Below are 14191 nucleotides of genomic sequence, written 5' to 3' on the forward strand. Positions count from 1 at the left end.
AGCGCGGTGTGGAATCGGATGCATGAGCACCACCGCACCTGCATCAGCACCCCATCGCGCCGCCGCATCCGTCACCGTCGCCACCGGTCCGCTCGGCATCGACGAGGTCGTCGCCGTGGCCCGCCACGGGGCATCCGTCGTGCTCGACCCTGCAGCGCTCGACGGCGTGGCCGCGAGCCGGGCGATCATCGAGGGACTCGCTGAAGACCCCGAGCCGCACTACGGCATCTCGACGGGATTCGGCGCGCTCGCGACGACGTTCATCGCCGCCGACCGCCGCGCCCAGCTGCAGGCGAGCCTCATCCGCTCGCACGCCGCCGGCTCGGGCGCCGAAGTCGAGACCGAGGTCGTGCGGGCACTCATGCTGCTGCGCCTCTCAACCCTCATGACCGGGCGCACGGGCGTGCGACGCGAGACCGCCGAGACCTATGCGGCGATCCTCAACGCGGACATCACCCCGGTCGTGCGCGAGTACGGCTCGCTCGGCTGCTCGGGCGATCTCGCCCCCCTCGCGCACTGCGCCCTCGTCGCGACGGGCGAGGGTGAGGTGCGGGTCGCCGACGGCCACCTCGTGTCCGCCGCAGAAGCCCTCGCCGCCGCCGGCATCACGCCGCTCCGCCTCGCCGAGAAGGAGGGGCTCGCCCTCATCAACGGCACCGACGGCATGCTCGGCATGCTCGCCCTCGCCATCGACGACCTGCGGATGCTCCTCACCACCGCCGACATCGCCGCCGCCATGAGCGTCGAGGGACTCCTGGGCACCGATGCTGTCTTCGCCGCCGACCTGCACGCGCTCCGCCCGCAGGCCGGCCAGGCGGACTCCGCGTCGAACCTGCGACGGCTGCTCGCCGGCTCGCCGATCGTCGCGAGCCACAAGGGCCCCGAGTGCACTCGCGTGCAAGACGCGTATTCGCTGCGGTGCGCCCCGCAGGTGCACGGCGCCGCGCGCGACACGGTCGCGCACGCGGCATCCGTCGCCCGTGCCGAGCTCGCGAGCGCGATCGACAACCCCGTGCTCACCCTCGACGGCCGCGTCGAGTCCAACGGCAACTTCCACGGCGCGCCGGTCGGCTACGTGCTCGACTTCCTCGCGATCGCGGTGGCGGATGTCGCGAGCATGAGCGAGCGACGCACCGACCGGTTCCTCGACCGCGCCCGCAACCAGGGCCTGCCGCCGTTCCTCGCACACGAGGTCGGCGTGGACTCGGGACTCATGATCGCCCAATACACCGCGGCGGGCATCGTGTCGGAGCTGAAGCGGCTCGCGGTGCCGGCCTCCGTCGACTCGATCCCCTCGTCGGCGATGCAGGAGGACCACGTGTCGATGGGCTGGGCGGCCGGACGGAAGCTCCGCCGGTCGATCGACGGCCTCACTCGGGTGCTCGCGATCGAGGTGATGACCGCGGCGCGGGGACTCGCGCTGCGCGCTCCGCTGGAGCCCGGGGCCGCGACCGGAGAGATCGTGCGGCTCGTCGACCGCGTGGGTGCAAGGCCCGGACCCGACCGTTTCCTCTCGCCTGAGATCGAGGCGATCTCGGCACTCGTGGGCGACGGCGAGGTCGTCGCGACCGTGGCATCGGTCACCGGGCGACTCGACTGACATGTCCCCGGAACGGGGCGTTGTGGTGCCATTGTCTCGATGGCAGACTGGGGTGGTCGTCGCCCGAGATGACAACCCGAATGAAGATGATTTCGTTGAGCCGATCCGAATCCAGCCCGAACCGACCGTTGCGAGTGCGAGTCGCTCGACGGCGAGGGGTCGCGCTCGCGACCTTCACCACGGTGGTCATGCTGAGCTTCGTGGGGGTCAGTCCGGCGAGTGCCGAGGAGCCGGCGCCTCCCGCTCCGGCACCCGAGGCCACCGCGACGAGCGAGCCGACGCCGACGCCAGAGCCCGCACCGAGCGAGCCGCCGCCCGAGCCGGAGCAGCCCGCACCGAGTGAGCCCGAGCCGACGACCGAGCCGACCGTAGAGCCGGCGCCGACCGTAGAGCCCGCGCCGACCGTAGAGCCCACGCCGACCGAAGAGCCCACGCCGACCGAAGAGCCCACGCCGACCGAAGAGCCCACGCCGACCGAAGAGCCCACGCCGACCGAAGAGCCCACGCCGACCGAAGAGCCCACGCCGACCGAAGAGCCCACGCCGACCGAAGAGCCCACGCCGACCGAAGAGCCCACGCCGACCGAAGAGCCGCCGGCCCCGACCGCGAACGCCGCGCCGCCCGCACCCACGGCGCCCCCGCTCTTTTTCGGCAACGGCCCGGTCGCCCGCATCGGTTCCGCCGTCGACCCGAACCTCGGCGCCCTGCTCGCGGCGCGCACGGCGGTCGACACCGCGGAGGCGACGCTCCGCGGCGCTGAAGCCGAACTGGCCGCCGCCGTCTCCACGCGTGAGGTCGCCCGCGGCATCGCCGAACATGTACAGACACTCGCCGATGCGGATCGTGAGCAGGCCGACATCGCGACTCGCGCCTTCCTGGCGGCTTCGCAAGGCGACGGCGCCGCGATGACTTCGATGCAGGCCGTCTTCGGCCCAGGAGACGACCTGCTCGCGGGGCTCGCGGGCGTGCAGCGCGTCACCCAGATCACCGGTGACGTCGAGAAACTGCAGGCGATCGCCGCGCAGCGCTCCGAAGAGGCCGCTGCATCCGAGGCCCAAGCCCAAGCCGCCTGGGACGCGGTCGACGCCGTGCCGGTCGGCGCACTCGAGGCGGCCGTCGCCGAAGCCGAAAGCGCCGTCACCGCCGCGCGCGCTGCTCTCTCCAGCGTGCAGTCGCAAGTCGCATCCACGAGCGTGGTGCTCGTCGATTCGCTGCCTCGCGACGCCGGACAGCTGAGCCAGCAGGGGTGGGCTGCACCGGTCACCGGTCGCAAGAGCGACGGATTCGGACCGCGGCCCGACAAGCCGCTTGCCGGCGTGAACGAGTTCCACCGCGGCACCGACATCGCCGCGAGCTGCGGCGCCCCGTTGTTCGCCGCGACCGGCGGCACCGTGCTCGAGGCGCGTCCCAACGGCAGCTACGGCAACTGGGTGCTGATCGACCACGGTGCAGGGGTCTCGACCGGCTATGCGCACCTCGCCGTCGGCGGCGTCTTCGTCTCGGACGGCCAGATCGTCTCGCCCGGACAGCTCATCGGCACGGTCGGCAGTACCGGCGCCTCCACCGGTTGCCACTTGCACTTCGAGGTTCGCCTCGGCGGTGTCGCGATCGACGCAGAGCCGTTCATGGCCGCTCGCGGCATCCGCCTCGGCTGAGTCGACCGGACATCCTGGGTTGGTCTGGGATCCCAGACGGGCTGGCCGCGGCATCCGTTGTCGCCGGATGCCGCGTGCGGTGAGATCGGAACATGACCGACGCACCCACCACCCGGCGCACCGTCCGCGCAGCACGCGGCACCGAGCTCACCGCGAAGAGCTGGCAGACCGAGGCGCCGCTGCGCATGCTCATGAACAACCTCGACCCCGAGGTGGCCGAGCGCCCCGACGACCTCATCGTCTACGGCGGCACCGGGAAGGCCGCCCGCAACTGGGAGTCGTTCGACGCGATCGTGCGCACGCTCGAGGGGCTCGAGTCCGATGAGACGCTGCTCGTGCAGTCGGGCAAGCCCGTCGGCGTCTTCCGCACGCACGAGTGGGCTCCGCGTGTGCTCATCGCCAACTCGAACATCGTCGGGGATTGGGCGACGTGGCCCGAGTTCCGCCGGCTCGAGCAGCTCGGCCTCACGATGTACGGGCAGATGACGGCCGGCTCGTGGATCTACATCGGCACGCAGGGCATCTTGCAGGGCACGTACGAGACGTTCGGCGCGATCGCGCGCGCCCGCTTCGAAGGGTCGCTCGCCGGCACGCTCACCCTCACCGGCGGGTGCGGCGGCATGGGCGGCGCGCAGCCGCTCGCGGTCACGATGAACGAGGGAGTCGTGCTCATCGTCGACGTCGACGAGACCCGGCTCGCGCGCCGGGTCGAGCACGGCTACCTCGACGAGCTCGCCGTCGACCTCGACGACGCGGTCGCGAGGGTGCTCGCGGCGAAGGACGAGCGCCAGCCGCTCTCGGTCGGCGTCGTCGGCAACGCGGCGACCGTGTTCCCCGCGCTGCTCGCACGCGGTGTGCCGATCGACATCGTCACCGACCAGACGAGCGCCCACGACCCGCTGTCGTATCTGCCTGAGGGGGTTACCGTCGCCGAGTGGCACGAGCTCGCGGCATCCGACCCCGAAGACTTCACGCGGCGAGCGCGCGCCAGCATGGCGAAGCACGTCGAGGCGATGGTCGGGTTCCAGGATGCCGGCGCCGAGGTGTTCGACTACGGCAACTCGATCCGCCGCGAGGCCGAGCTCGGCGGCTACGACCGCGCCTTCGCGTTCCCGGGGTTCGTGCCCGCGTACATCCGCCCGCTCTTCGCCGAGGGCAAGGGGCCGTTCCGCTGGGCGGCGCTCTCGGGCGACCCCGCCGACATCGCGGCGACCGACCGGGCGATCCTCGAGCTCTTCCCCGACGACGAGCACCTCCGCCGCTGGATCACGAAGGCCGGCGAGAAGGTGCACTTCGAGGGCCTGCCGGCCCGCATCTGCTGGCTCGGCTACAAGGAACGACACCTCGCGGGGCTGAGGTTCAACGAGATGGTCGCCTCGGGCGAGCTCAGCGCACCGGTCGTGATCGGCCGCGACCACCTCGACTCGGGCTCGGTCGCCTCGCCGTATCGCGAGACCGAGGCGATGGCCGACGGCTCCGACGCGATCGCCGACTGGCCGCTCCTGAACGCCCTGCTCAACACGGCCTCGGGCGCGACGTGGGTCTCGATCCACCACGGCGGCGGCGTGGGCATCGGCCGCTCGATCCACGCCGGCCAGGTGATCGTCGCCGACGGCACCCCGCTCGCGGCCGAGAAGATCGAGCGCGTGCTCGTGAACGACCCCGGCACGGGCGTCATGCGGCACGTCGACGCCGGCTACGAGCGCGCGGTCGAGGTCGCCCACGAGCGCGGCCTGCGCATCCCGATGCAGGAAGGCTGACGGATGACGCGGGCCGGCGCACTCCTCATCACGAACATCGGCGAGCTCGTCACGAACGACCCGGCGCCGCTTCGGGACGGCGGCCGGCTCGGCATCATCCGCGACGCCGCGGTGCTGATCGAGGGCGACCGCATCACGTGGGTCGGCCCCGCCGAGACCCCGGGGCATGACCCGGGCTTCGCCGCGGCCGCGCAGGGCACTCCTGGAGCGCCGGAGGTCGTCGACGCGGGCGGCCGCGCGGTCATCCCCGGGTTCGTCGACAGCCACACGCACCTCGTCTTCGGCGGCGATCGCGCCGAGGAGTTCGCCGCACGCATGGCGGGTCGCCGCTACGAGGCTGGCGGCATCCGCTCGACCGTCGCCGCGACCCGGGCCGCGAGCGATGATGAGCTGCGGGCTCGCCTCGCGTCGTTCGTCGCCGAGCTGCACGCGCAGGGCACGACCACGTTCGAGATCAAGTCCGGCTACGGCCTGAGCGTCACCGACGAGGAACGGCTCGTGCGCCTTGCGCGGGAGGTCACCGAGGAGGTGACGTTCCTCGGTGCCCACGTGGTTCCGGCCGAGTACGCCGACCGCGAGGGCGGCGCCGACGCCTACGTCGACCTCGTCGTGGGCGAGATGCTCGCCGCGTGTGCGCCGCACTCCCGCTGGGTCGACGCGTTCTGCGAGCGCGGTGCGTTCACGCCCGAGCAGTCCCGCCGCGTGCTCGAGGCGGGATCAGCCGCCGGACTCGGCGTTCGGGTGCACGGCAACCAGCTCGGCGAGGGCGACGGGGTGCGTCTCGCGGTCGAGCTCGCCGCGGCATCCGTCGACCACTGCACCTACCTGAGCGACGCGGATGTCGCGGCGCTCGCGACATCCGACACGATCGCGACCCTGCTCCCGGGCGTCGAGTTCTCGACCCGGCAGCCCTACCCCGACGCGCGGCGCCTCATCGACGAGGGAGTCACGGTGGCGCTCGCGAGCGACTGCAACCCGGGCTCGAGCTTCACGAGCTCGATGCCGTTCTGCATCGCCGTCGCCGTGCGCGACATGGGCATGACACCCGCCGAAGCCGTGTGGGCCTCGACCGCCGGCGGGGCGGCGGCGCTGCGGCGAACGGATGTCGGGGCGCTCCGGGCCGGTGCGCGCGCCGACCTCGTGCTGCTCGACGCGCCGAGCCACGTGCACCTCGCCTACCGGCCGGGCGTGCCGCTCGTGAGCCGCGTGTGGAAGGGCGGGGCGGTCGTCACGGGGCCCGGCGCTCGGTAGCACCGACGCATGCGCTCAGTCGTCGTCGCTGTGACGCAGCCTGCGGCGCGCCGACAGCAAGGTGATCTCGGGTCGCTCGGCGATGAGCCGTTCAGCGCGGTCGAGCGCGTCGGTCACTCGTTCCGAGTGCGCCGCGACAACCGCGACCCCGATCTCCGCCCGCCGATGCAGGTCGTGATCGCCGACCTCGGCGACGCTCACATCGAGGTTCCGCCGGAGTTCGGCGATGATCGGCCGCAGCACTGCACGCTTGCCCTTCAGCGAGTGCACGTCGCCGAGCAGCACGTCGAACTCCATCCAGCCGATCCACACAGGCTCATTCCTCCCGACCGCAGCGGGCGCCTCAGCGGGCGCTTCAGCGGCGCCGCACCTCGATCGCGCTCACGCCGCTGAACCCGATCCACGCGCGGTCGTCGGACTCGACGAGGGTGGCGAGCACCTGCTCGCACGACGCGCACCGCAGCACCGATCCGGCAGGGCTCGTATAGACCATGGCGCGGGCGAGTTCGGCGACGGAGCCGCATCCGTTGCACCGCGCGACCGCGGTCGTGACGTCGAATGCGAAGAACTCGGCGAGCGGACCGGCGATGGCGTTGCCGTCGACGTGCTGCATCAGATGCCTCCGAATCGTTCGGTACGGATGTCGCGGGCATCGTGCCCGAGCTCGATGAGCCAGCTCGCGACTCGCTCGACGAAGCCCGTCGAGCCGCACACGTACACGATCGGCCGCTCGGTGGCGGGAAGCACCGCAGCTGCGAGCGCCGCACGCGTGACCCGGCCGGCCAGGTTCGGCCACCCGTCGGGCGTGCGCCGGGTGTAGACGAGATCGAGCCGGAAGACGTCGGATGCCGCGGCGAGCGCCATGAGCTCCTCGGCGAAGAACAGGTCGTCGGGCGTGCGCACCGAGTACAGCATGCGGAACGGCGTGAGGTCTCGTGCCTCGGCGTGTGCAGTCGCCATCGCGAAGAGGGGCACGATGCCCGAGCCGCCCGCGATGAGCTGCACCGGCCGGGCCCGGAGAGCGGATGCCGCGCCCCCGGCTCCATCGCCGGCCGCACGAACAGCCCCGCGATCCACCGGGCGCCACACGAAGAACGCGCCCAGCGGACCGTGCACCTCGAGCCGGTCGCCCACACGCACCTCGTCGACGAGGAACGGCGACACCTCCCCATCGGGCAGCTTGTCGACCGCGAGCACGACCCGGGTGCCCGGTCCCGACGAGGCGATCGAGTACGAGCGGGTCACCGTGTACCCGTCGGGGGCGGTGAGCCGGAGGTCGAGGTGCTGCCCGGCAGCGTTGCCGGGCCATCCGTCGACGTCGAGTTCGAGTCGTGCCGCCTTCGCGGTCTCCTGGCGCGTGGCGACGACCGTCGCGACGTGCCAGCCGGCGCGCGGCATGGCGGCGAGCGCCGGTGCGGGCTCGCTCGTCGCCGACGTCGCCGTCGCGGTCGAGGCGTCGCTCACCAGTAGCGCTCTTCCTTCCACGGGTCGCCGTGGAGGTGGTAGCCGTTCTGCTCCCAGAATCCGGGCTCATCTTCGCCCATCATGACGAGTCCGCGTACCCACTTCGCGCTCTTCCAGAAGTAGAGGTGCGGCACGAGCAGTCGCGCGGGCCCACCGTGCTCTGGGTCGAGCGGCTCGCCGTCGAACTCGAACGCGATCCACGCCTTGCCGTCGAGCAGGTCGTCGAGCGCGAGGTTGGTCGTGTAGCCGCCGTAGCTGTGCGCCATCACGTACTCGTACTGGGTCTCGACGTCCTCGAAGAGGGTGTCGAGCGAGACGCCGCGCCAGCTCGTGCCGAGCTTCGACCAGTGGGTCACGCAATGGATGTCGGTGTCGACCTCCTCGATCGGCAGCGCCATGAACTGCTCCCAGTTCCATGAGTGCACACCGCCGGTCTCGGTCGCGATCGAGAACTCCCACTCGGCGGTGTCGATCTCGGGCGTTGGCCCGGCCGACAGCACCGGAAAGTCGTGCGCGAGGGTCTGTCCGGGTGGGAGGCGCTCGTCGCGTTCATGGCCTCGGCCGCTGAACCCCCTGGTGATGAACGACATTGCGACTCCTCCCCTTGGGTTTCACGCCACTGGGTCTCACGATAGTGACGGCGGCATCCGCTGTCATCCGTTGGAAACGCGCAACCGCTTAAACTCGTTGCATGGCGGCCATTCAGCTCGGCAAGCCGGCAGTGCGCCGGTCGCCTTCTGCTGCGCCCTCGATCGAGGGCCGACCGGATGTCCCGGGGCTCGTCGATCGCTTCGGCCGCGTCGCTCGCGACCTGCGCATCTCGATCACCTCGGCCTGCTCGCTGCGCTGCACGTATTGCATGCCGGCCGAGGGGCTTCCGGTGATCCCCCGCGACGAGTTGCTTTCGGCGACTGAACTCGCCCGGCTCGTCGGCATCGCGGTGCGCGACCTCGGCGTGCGCGAGGTGCGCTTCACCGGGGGCGAGCCGCTCACGCGAGGCGACCTGGTCGAGATCATCCAGCGCAGTGCGGATGCCGCGCCGGGCACGCCCCTTGCGCTCACGACCAACGGCATCGGGCTCGAGAAGCGCGCGCAGGCGCTTGCCGACGCGGGCCTCGGCCGCGTCAACGTCTCGCTCGACACGCTCGACCGTGAGCACTTCACCCGGCTCACGCGGCGCGACCGGCTGCCCGCGGTGCTCGCCGGCATCGCCGCGGCCCACCGCGCGGGCCTCGGGCCGATCAAGATCAACGCGGTCGCGATGCGCGAGACGCTGCACGACGCTCCCGCCCTGCTCGCGTGGGCCATCGATCACGGATGCCGCTTGCGGTTCATCGAGCAGATGCCGCTCGACGCCGACGAGACGTGGAAACGCGACAACATGGTCGACGCCGACGAGCTCCTCCGCGTGCTCGGCGAGCGCTTCGTGCTCGAGGCCGTCGGCCGCGACGATCCGTCGGCGCCCGCTGAAGACTGGCTCGTCGACGGCGGTCCGGCGACGGTCGGCATCATCGCCTCGGTGACGCGATCGTTCTGCGCGGCGTGCGACCGCACCCGGCTCACCGCCGAGGGATCGGTGCGCTCGTGCCTCTTCGGCGACGATGAGACCGACCTTCGCGCGCTCCTCCGTGGTGGAGCGGACGACGCGACCATCTCCGATCGCTGGCGCGCCGCCATGTGGGGCAAGAAGGCAGGCCACGGCATCGACGACGACGACTTCGTGCGCCCCGCGCGTTCCATGGGCGGCATCGGTGGCTGACGTGGCATCCGTCACCGTCCGCTACTTCGCCGCGGCCGCCGAGGCGACGGGTGTCGACGAGGAGACGTTCGCATCGGGCACCGCCGGCGCGACGGTTGGCGAACTGCGCGAGCTCCTCGTCGGCCGCTATGGCGCCACCATGGCCAGAGTGGTCGCCAACGGCTCGTTCCTCATCGACGGGGTCGTGCAGCGCGACGCTGCGGCACCGCTCGGCGCACAGGTCGACGTGCTTCCGCCGTTCGCCGGCGGCTAGTTGGGCAAGGGCTCGTCGTGCAGCGACAAGGTGACTCGTACTTGTTCGCGGATGTCGCCGAGCACGGCGTCGTCGCTGCGGTGCAGGTAGACGGTGGCGGTCGTGCTGATGTGGATGATCGCGGTGATCACGCGTGCCAGCGTCGCTGCATCCCGGCCGTCGATTCGCTCGTCGCGTGTGAGCAGGCGCGCGATGCCGTCCTCGAGTCGAACTGAAAGGGCGAGCCCCTCGCGTCGGTAGGGCTCGGTGGGATCCCCGAAGAAGAGCTCGTGCAGATAGGTGCGTCCGTTCTCGACCTGCTCACGCACACACGCCACCACCGGGCGAATGAGCGCGATGACGCCTTCCAGCGAGCTTCGCCTCGTGGTGACGGATGCGGCGGCCAGGCCGGTGTCGATGGCGGCGGCGAACTTCTGGTTCTGCACCATGATCAGCAGCTCCGCCTTCGTCGCGGCGTACAGGTAGAGGGTGCCGATCGCAACGTCGGCACGGTCGGCGACCTGCTGTGTCGTGACTCCACCGACGCCGTGTTCTGCGAAGAGTTCGCGCGCGGCCACCATGATGCGCTCGCGCTTGTCCTGCTTGGCCCGCTCGCGGCGGCCGATCGGCATCAAAGCGTCGCTCATGATGACCTCCCTTGAACATTATTACTGAGTTGACTCATAGTTGAGTATACTCGGGTATCCGAGGAAGACATCACCACCCCGAATTCGTCCTGAACCACTACGAGGAGCCTCATCATGAGCACCCCCAGCAACACGCCGATCATCACGTCCTACGCGGAGGCACCGGCCCGCACCGTCAGCGCCGGAGGCGTGACGTACGCCTACCGTGAGCTCGGCCCGAAGGGCGGCATCCCCGTCGTCTTCTTCGTCCACCTCGCCGCGAACCTCGACAACTGGGACCCGCGCATCGTCGACCCGATCGCGAAGAACCACCACGTCATCACCTTCGACAACCGCGGGGTCGGCGCGTCCACCGGCAAGGTGGCCGACAGCGTCGAGGCGATGGCCGACGACGCCTACACCTTCATCCGCGCGCTCGGGTTCGACACGATCGACGTCTTCTCGTTCTCCCTCGGCGGCATGGTCGCCCAAGCGCTCGTGGTCAAGCACCCCGACCTGGTCCGCAAGCTCGTCCTGACCGGTACCGGGCCCGCCGGTGGCAAGGACATCGACAAGGTCGCCGGAATCACGTACTGGGACATCCTCCGCGCGACCCTGACCGGGTCCGACCCGAAGGAGTTCCTCTTCTTCAACCGCAACGCCACGGGCAAGCCCGCTGGCAAGGCCTTCGTGAAGCGGCTCCAGGAGCGCACCGTCGACCGTGACGCCCCGGCCACGGTGAAGGTGCTCCAGACGCAGCTGAACGCGATCAAGAAGTGGGGGCGCTCGGCGCCCGCCGACCTGTCGAAGCTCACCCAGCCCACCCTGATCGCCAACGGCGACAACGACCGGATGGTGCCCTCCGTGCTCTCCGAAGACCTGCACCGCCGGATCACGGGCAGCGAGCTGGTCATCTACCCCGACTCCGGCCACGGGGGCATCTTCCAGTTCCACGACCGGTTCGCGCCCGTCGCGGTCAAGTTCCTCGACCGCTGACCCGGCATCCGAGACCACCCGAAGGAAACGCAATGACCACCGCGATTCCGTACACGAAGAAGCCCTTCGCGTCATCGATCCTGCTCCGGGTCCGCACCGACCAGCCTCGCCAAATTGGCATGGAGTACTGGAAGGGCCCACACTCCAAGATCATCTCGGCGACACCGGGGTTCGAGGAGTACCGGCAGATCCATCTCGCCGCAACCAATTCCGGGCTGTGGCCCGCCACCCCCGGCGTCGAGACCACGATTCCCGCGGACCGCAGAATCGACGGCGTCGCCGAGGTCACGTTCCAGTCGGCTCTGTCGCCGCTTTTCGGCCGGAAGCAGACCCGGCTGGCATACAAGGACGAGATCAACGTGTTCCGGCGCACCCTGCTCTACGCCGGGCCGCCGAACTCGACCCGCTGGTACGACGTCGCCGGGCCCAGCGAGAAGACCGGGGCTCGGGCCCTGGTCTACCTCCGGAAAAGAGAAGGCGTCGGCACCGGCGCGTTCCGTAGGTACATCAACGACGAACTCGTGCCCGCGTTCGCGCGCGCAGGCGTGTCGGAACTGCGGACCCAGGTGTTCATGCCCTGGAACGAGAAGCTCTGGGATACCCCGAGCGTCGCCCACGACAACCCCACCGACCAGCGGTTCCACGCCTCGCTGATCCTCGGCTTCGAAGACGGAGCCGCGCGGGCGGCCTTCTTCGCCGGCGAGGAGATCACCTCGCTGTCGGACGAGCTGTCCGGTTTCGCGTCCGCCGTGCACGCCTACGACGTGTCCGCGGCCCTGACCTACGTCGAGGACGGCGTCATCCTTCCGCAGTACCAGGAATAGACGAACTCCTCATCGTCGGAGAGACCGTCCTGCGTCTCGCCGAGATCGTCGACGAGTTGGCGACCGATCCCGACATCCAGGTCGTCCTGTTCGACAGCAGCGCGCCGGACTTCTTCTACAACCACTTCGACCTCGCCGCGGCCGCCGACTTTCCCTGCCCCCGAAAGCGAGGGAGCCGTGCCGGTCTGGACCGACCTGGTCCTGAAACTCTCCAAGGCCCCTACATCACCATCGCCACGATCCGGGGCCGCACCCTTGGTGGCGGCAATGAGCTCGCGTTCGACCTGCGCTACGCCAGCCGCGAGAAGGCGATATTCGGGCGCTACCGCCGGATGCGGACCTCGTCGCCGCCTACGGCGAGTTCGCCAACTCCCTCACCCTGCCCGGATTCCTCACTCGCGCCGCAGGCTTCCAGGCGTTTGCGGAGCAGGCCGGCATCGACCTGGAATACCGCCTCGGCGAGTACCTCGGCATCGCCAATCAGCGACGCTGACACCATTCACCACGAGTGAGGGCCGCAGCAGAAGCTGCGGCCCTCATTCATGCGGCGTCAGGCGTTCGTGCGCTGCAGCTCCGGGTAGAGCGCCTCGACCGGGCCGCTCAAGGCGGCCTTGATTTGCACGGATGTCCCGTCGGCGAGCACCTCGTACTCGCCGGCTTCGACGGCATCCAATACGGTGCGTACCAGATCAGCCGGATCGGTCTTGGGATCGCTGGTGTGCGCAGCCATCGCCGTGTCGACCCAGCCGACGTGCACGCCCACCACATGGACTCCTTCGGGGGCGAGCTCGAGGCGCAGCGAGTTGGTGGCCGACCAGAGGGCCGCCTTGGTGGCGCTGTAGATGCCTGCGACGGCGTACCAGCTCAGTGCGGAGTGGATGTCGATGATGACGGATTCGTCCCTCGCTGACAGGATCGGTGCGAACGCGCGGGCAAGGAACAGCGGGCCGAGGAAGTTCGTCTCGACGTTGTTCCGGATCTCCTCATCCGTGTGGGTGAGGATGCCTGGGGTCGACGGGTTCGCGCCTGCGTTGTTGATCAGCACGGTCACGTCTCCGGCTGCCGCTACGGCCGCCTGGATGGATGCCGGGTCGGTGACGTCGAGGGTGAGGGGCACGATTCGCTCGTCGTCCCAGGCGCGGGGGTTGCGGGCGGTGGCGTAGACCTTGTGCGCGCCGCGGGCGAGCGCTTCGTGCACGAAGTGCGTTCCGATGCCGCCGTTCGCCCCGGTGATGAGGACGACGGCTCCGTTGAGTGAGGGCATATTCACGTTCTTTCTGTTGCGGGAGTTGATCCGCACCGGCGGTGCGGCTCGTGGGAGAATGAACCGAGGCACATCCGAGCCCACACGGTTCTGACTATGATCAGAACTGAGTCGAATCAGAGTCTATTCCCCGGAGGACAGGTCATGGCCCTCGCCCCACAGCCGGTCGGCCGGCGCGAGCGGAACAAGCAAGACAAGCTGGAGCGCATCACCGCCGCGGCCGGCGAGCTCTTCGCGAAGCACGGCGTCGATGAGGTCACGACCCAGCAGATCGCCGACAAGGCCGACATCGGCACGGGCACGCTGTTCCTCTATGCCAAGACCAAGGGCGAGCTGCTCCTGCTCGTGCAGAACTCCAGCTATGTCCACGCCCTTGTGGAGGGCAGGGCAGCCGCCGAGGGCATTCCCGACGCGCTCGACGCGGTGATGGCGATCGTCCGCCCGGTCGTGGAATGCAACCGCGCTCAGATCGACAACGGGCGCACCTACCTGCGGGAGATCGTCTTCGGCGACCCTGAAGAGCCATACCACCGCGACGCGCTCGCCCTCACCGTGCAGACCGAGGAGGCGATCGCGACGGTGTTGCAACGCGACCAGCGCACGAGCCCCGGCGACGCGGCAACCCTCGCGCACATCGTCTCCGCCATCATGTTCCTCAGCATGGCGGCCACCATCTACATCGGCCGCTCGGTCGACGAGATCCTCGAGGACATCAGAAGCCAAGTGCGCGTTCTCCTGCCGCACTGACCGCAGCGGGCGA

General features: G+C 70.0%; 16 protein-coding genes. 10 read left to right on the forward strand and 6 right to left on the reverse strand.

All coding sequences use genetic code 11. The annotated features are described in order from the left end of the window. The first annotated feature begins 22 nt into the window (after positions 1-22). The 4 genes from hutH (at position 23) to hutI (ending at position 6266) form a co-directional block, all read left to right on the forward strand. The gene (hutH, locus tag QFZ29_RS15370) at positions 23-1600 is read left to right on the forward strand and encodes a histidine ammonia-lyase (RefSeq protein ID WP_306894914.1); all 1578 of its coding nucleotides are present in this window, start codon (positions 23-25) and stop codon (positions 1598-1600) included. Positions 1601-1695: 95 nt separating this feature from the next. Next, positions 1696-3255, forward strand: coding sequence for a M23 family metallopeptidase (locus tag QFZ29_RS15375; RefSeq protein ID WP_306894915.1), 1560 nt, complete (start codon positions 1696-1698; stop codon positions 3253-3255). 92 nt (positions 3256-3347) lie between these two features. Next, a complete protein-coding gene (gene hutU / locus QFZ29_RS15380; protein ID WP_306894916.1) occupies positions 3348-5015 on the forward strand; it encodes a urocanate hydratase in 1668 nt (555 codons plus the stop codon). Positions 5016-5018: 3 nt separating this feature from the next. Next, complete coding sequence (gene hutI / locus QFZ29_RS15385; RefSeq protein ID WP_306894917.1) at positions 5019-6266, forward strand: imidazolonepropionase; 1248 nt, start codon at positions 5019-5021, stop codon at positions 6264-6266. Positions 6267-6281: 15 nt separating this feature from the next. Here the strand turns inward: hutI and QFZ29_RS15390 are convergent, their stop codons facing one another. The 4 genes from QFZ29_RS15390 to QFZ29_RS15405 are packed head-to-tail and all read right to left on the reverse strand — an operon-like array spanning position 6282 to position 8320. Continuing rightward, positions 6282-6578, reverse strand: a complete 297-nt coding sequence (locus QFZ29_RS15390; protein ID WP_306894918.1) for a DUF503 domain-containing protein — start codon at positions 6576-6578, stop codon at positions 6282-6284. Positions 6579-6621: 43 nt separating this feature from the next. After that, entirely contained in the window at positions 6622-6879 is a 258-nt protein-coding gene (locus QFZ29_RS15395; protein ID WP_306894919.1) for a DUF6510 family protein, read from the reverse strand. Then, entirely contained in the window at positions 6879-7730 is an 852-nt protein-coding gene (locus QFZ29_RS15400; RefSeq protein WP_306894920.1) for an FAD-binding oxidoreductase, read from the reverse strand. Before QFZ29_RS15400 ends, QFZ29_RS15395 begins: the two co-directional genes overlap by 1 nt. Continuing rightward, positions 7727-8320 (reverse strand): sulfite oxidase-like oxidoreductase, encoded by a 594-nt coding sequence (locus tag QFZ29_RS15405; RefSeq protein WP_306894921.1) that lies wholly within the window; start codon positions 8318-8320, stop codon positions 7727-7729. Before QFZ29_RS15405 ends, QFZ29_RS15400 begins: the two co-directional genes overlap by 4 nt. 101 nt (positions 8321-8421) lie before the next feature. Here QFZ29_RS15405 and moaA point away from each other — a divergent pair, with 101 nt between their 5' ends. Both moaA and QFZ29_RS15415 read left to right on the forward strand, forming a co-directional pair. After that, positions 8422-9489, forward strand: a complete 1068-nt coding sequence (moaA, locus tag QFZ29_RS15410; RefSeq protein WP_306894922.1) for a GTP 3',8-cyclase MoaA — start codon at positions 8422-8424, stop codon at positions 9487-9489. Between the two features lies 1 nt (position 9490). Continuing rightward, positions 9491-9742, forward strand: coding sequence for a MoaD/ThiS family protein (locus QFZ29_RS15415; protein WP_306894923.1), 252 nt, complete (start codon positions 9491-9493; stop codon positions 9740-9742). On the opposite strand, the gene QFZ29_RS15420 is transcribed toward QFZ29_RS15415, so the two are convergent. Continuing rightward, positions 9739-10368: a TetR/AcrR family transcriptional regulator gene (locus tag QFZ29_RS15420; protein WP_306894924.1), complete on the reverse strand. Its 630-nt coding sequence runs from the start codon at positions 10366-10368 to the stop codon at positions 9739-9741. The two genes, QFZ29_RS15415 and QFZ29_RS15420, sit on opposite strands and share 4 nt — an antisense overlap. Positions 10369-10482: 114 nt before the next feature. On the opposite strand from QFZ29_RS15420, the gene QFZ29_RS15425 reads away from it, so the two are divergent. From QFZ29_RS15425 to QFZ29_RS15435, 3 genes are read left to right on the forward strand one after another with little or no spacing between them, the layout of a single operon-like run. Further along, positions 10483-11343 (forward strand): alpha/beta fold hydrolase, encoded by an 861-nt coding sequence (locus QFZ29_RS15425; RefSeq protein ID WP_306894925.1) that lies wholly within the window; start codon positions 10483-10485, stop codon positions 11341-11343. 32 nt (positions 11344-11375) lie between these two features. Next, a complete protein-coding gene (locus QFZ29_RS15430) occupies positions 11376-12167 on the forward strand; it encodes a strictosidine synthase (RefSeq protein WP_306894926.1) in 792 nt (263 codons plus the stop codon). 56 nt (positions 12168-12223) lie between these two features. Beyond that, positions 12224-12679 carry a hypothetical protein gene (locus QFZ29_RS15435; protein ID WP_306894927.1) on the forward strand — a complete coding sequence of 152 codons (456 nt, stop codon included), beginning with the start codon at positions 12224-12226 and terminating at the stop codon, positions 12677-12679. Between the two features lie 38 nt (positions 12680-12717). Here the strand turns inward: QFZ29_RS15435 and QFZ29_RS15440 are convergent, their stop codons facing one another. Further along, entirely contained in the window at positions 12718-13431 is a 714-nt protein-coding gene (locus QFZ29_RS15440) for an SDR family oxidoreductase (protein WP_306894928.1), read from the reverse strand. Between the two features lie 144 nt (positions 13432-13575). Between QFZ29_RS15440 and QFZ29_RS15445 the strand changes: the two genes are divergently transcribed. Beyond that, positions 13576-14178 carry a TetR/AcrR family transcriptional regulator gene (locus QFZ29_RS15445; RefSeq protein WP_306894929.1) on the forward strand — a complete coding sequence of 201 codons (603 nt, stop codon included), beginning with the start codon at positions 13576-13578 and terminating at the stop codon, positions 14176-14178. Positions 14179-14191 lie beyond the last annotated feature (13 nt).

The sequence above is a fragment of the Agromyces albus genome (genome assembly GCF_030815405.1).
GTDB classification, from domain to species: domain Bacteria; phylum Actinomycetota; class Actinomycetes; order Actinomycetales; family Microbacteriaceae; genus Agromyces; species Agromyces albus_A.

What these genes read in the sequence shown, in the direction of transcription:
- hutU (WP_306894916.1), top strand. Translation starts at nt 3,348, where the DNA reads ATGACCGACGCACCCACCACCCGGCGCACCGTCCGCGCAGCACGCGGC.
- hutI (WP_306894917.1), top strand. Translation starts at nt 5,019, where the DNA reads ATGACGCGGGCCGGCGCACTCCTCATCACGAACATCGGCGAGCTCGTC.
- QFZ29_RS15395 (WP_306894919.1), bottom strand. Translation starts at nt 6,879, where the DNA reads ATGCAGCACGTCGACGGCAACGCCATCGCCGGTCCGCTCGCCGAGTTC.
- QFZ29_RS15405 (WP_306894921.1), bottom strand. Translation starts at nt 8,320, where the DNA reads ATGTCGTTCATCACCAGGGGGTTCAGCGGCCGAGGCCATGAACGCGAC.
- QFZ29_RS15445 (WP_306894929.1), top strand. Translation starts at nt 13,576, where the DNA reads ATGGCCCTCGCCCCACAGCCGGTCGGCCGGCGCGAGCGGAACAAGCAA.
- hutH (WP_306894914.1), top strand. Translation starts at nt 23, where the DNA reads ATGAGCACCACCGCACCTGCATCAGCACCCCATCGCGCCGCCGCATCC.
- QFZ29_RS15440 (WP_306894928.1), bottom strand. Translation starts at nt 13,431, where the DNA reads ATGCCCTCACTCAACGGAGCCGTCGTCCTCATCACCGGGGCGAACGGC.
- QFZ29_RS15420 (WP_306894924.1), bottom strand. Translation starts at nt 10,368, where the DNA reads ATGAGCGACGCTTTGATGCCGATCGGCCGCCGCGAGCGGGCCAAGCAG.
- QFZ29_RS15425 (WP_306894925.1), top strand. Translation starts at nt 10,483, where the DNA reads ATGAGCACCCCCAGCAACACGCCGATCATCACGTCCTACGCGGAGGCA.
- QFZ29_RS15430 (WP_306894926.1), top strand. Translation starts at nt 11,376, where the DNA reads ATGACCACCGCGATTCCGTACACGAAGAAGCCCTTCGCGTCATCGATC.
- moaA (WP_306894922.1), top strand. Translation starts at nt 8,422, where the DNA reads ATGGCGGCCATTCAGCTCGGCAAGCCGGCAGTGCGCCGGTCGCCTTCT.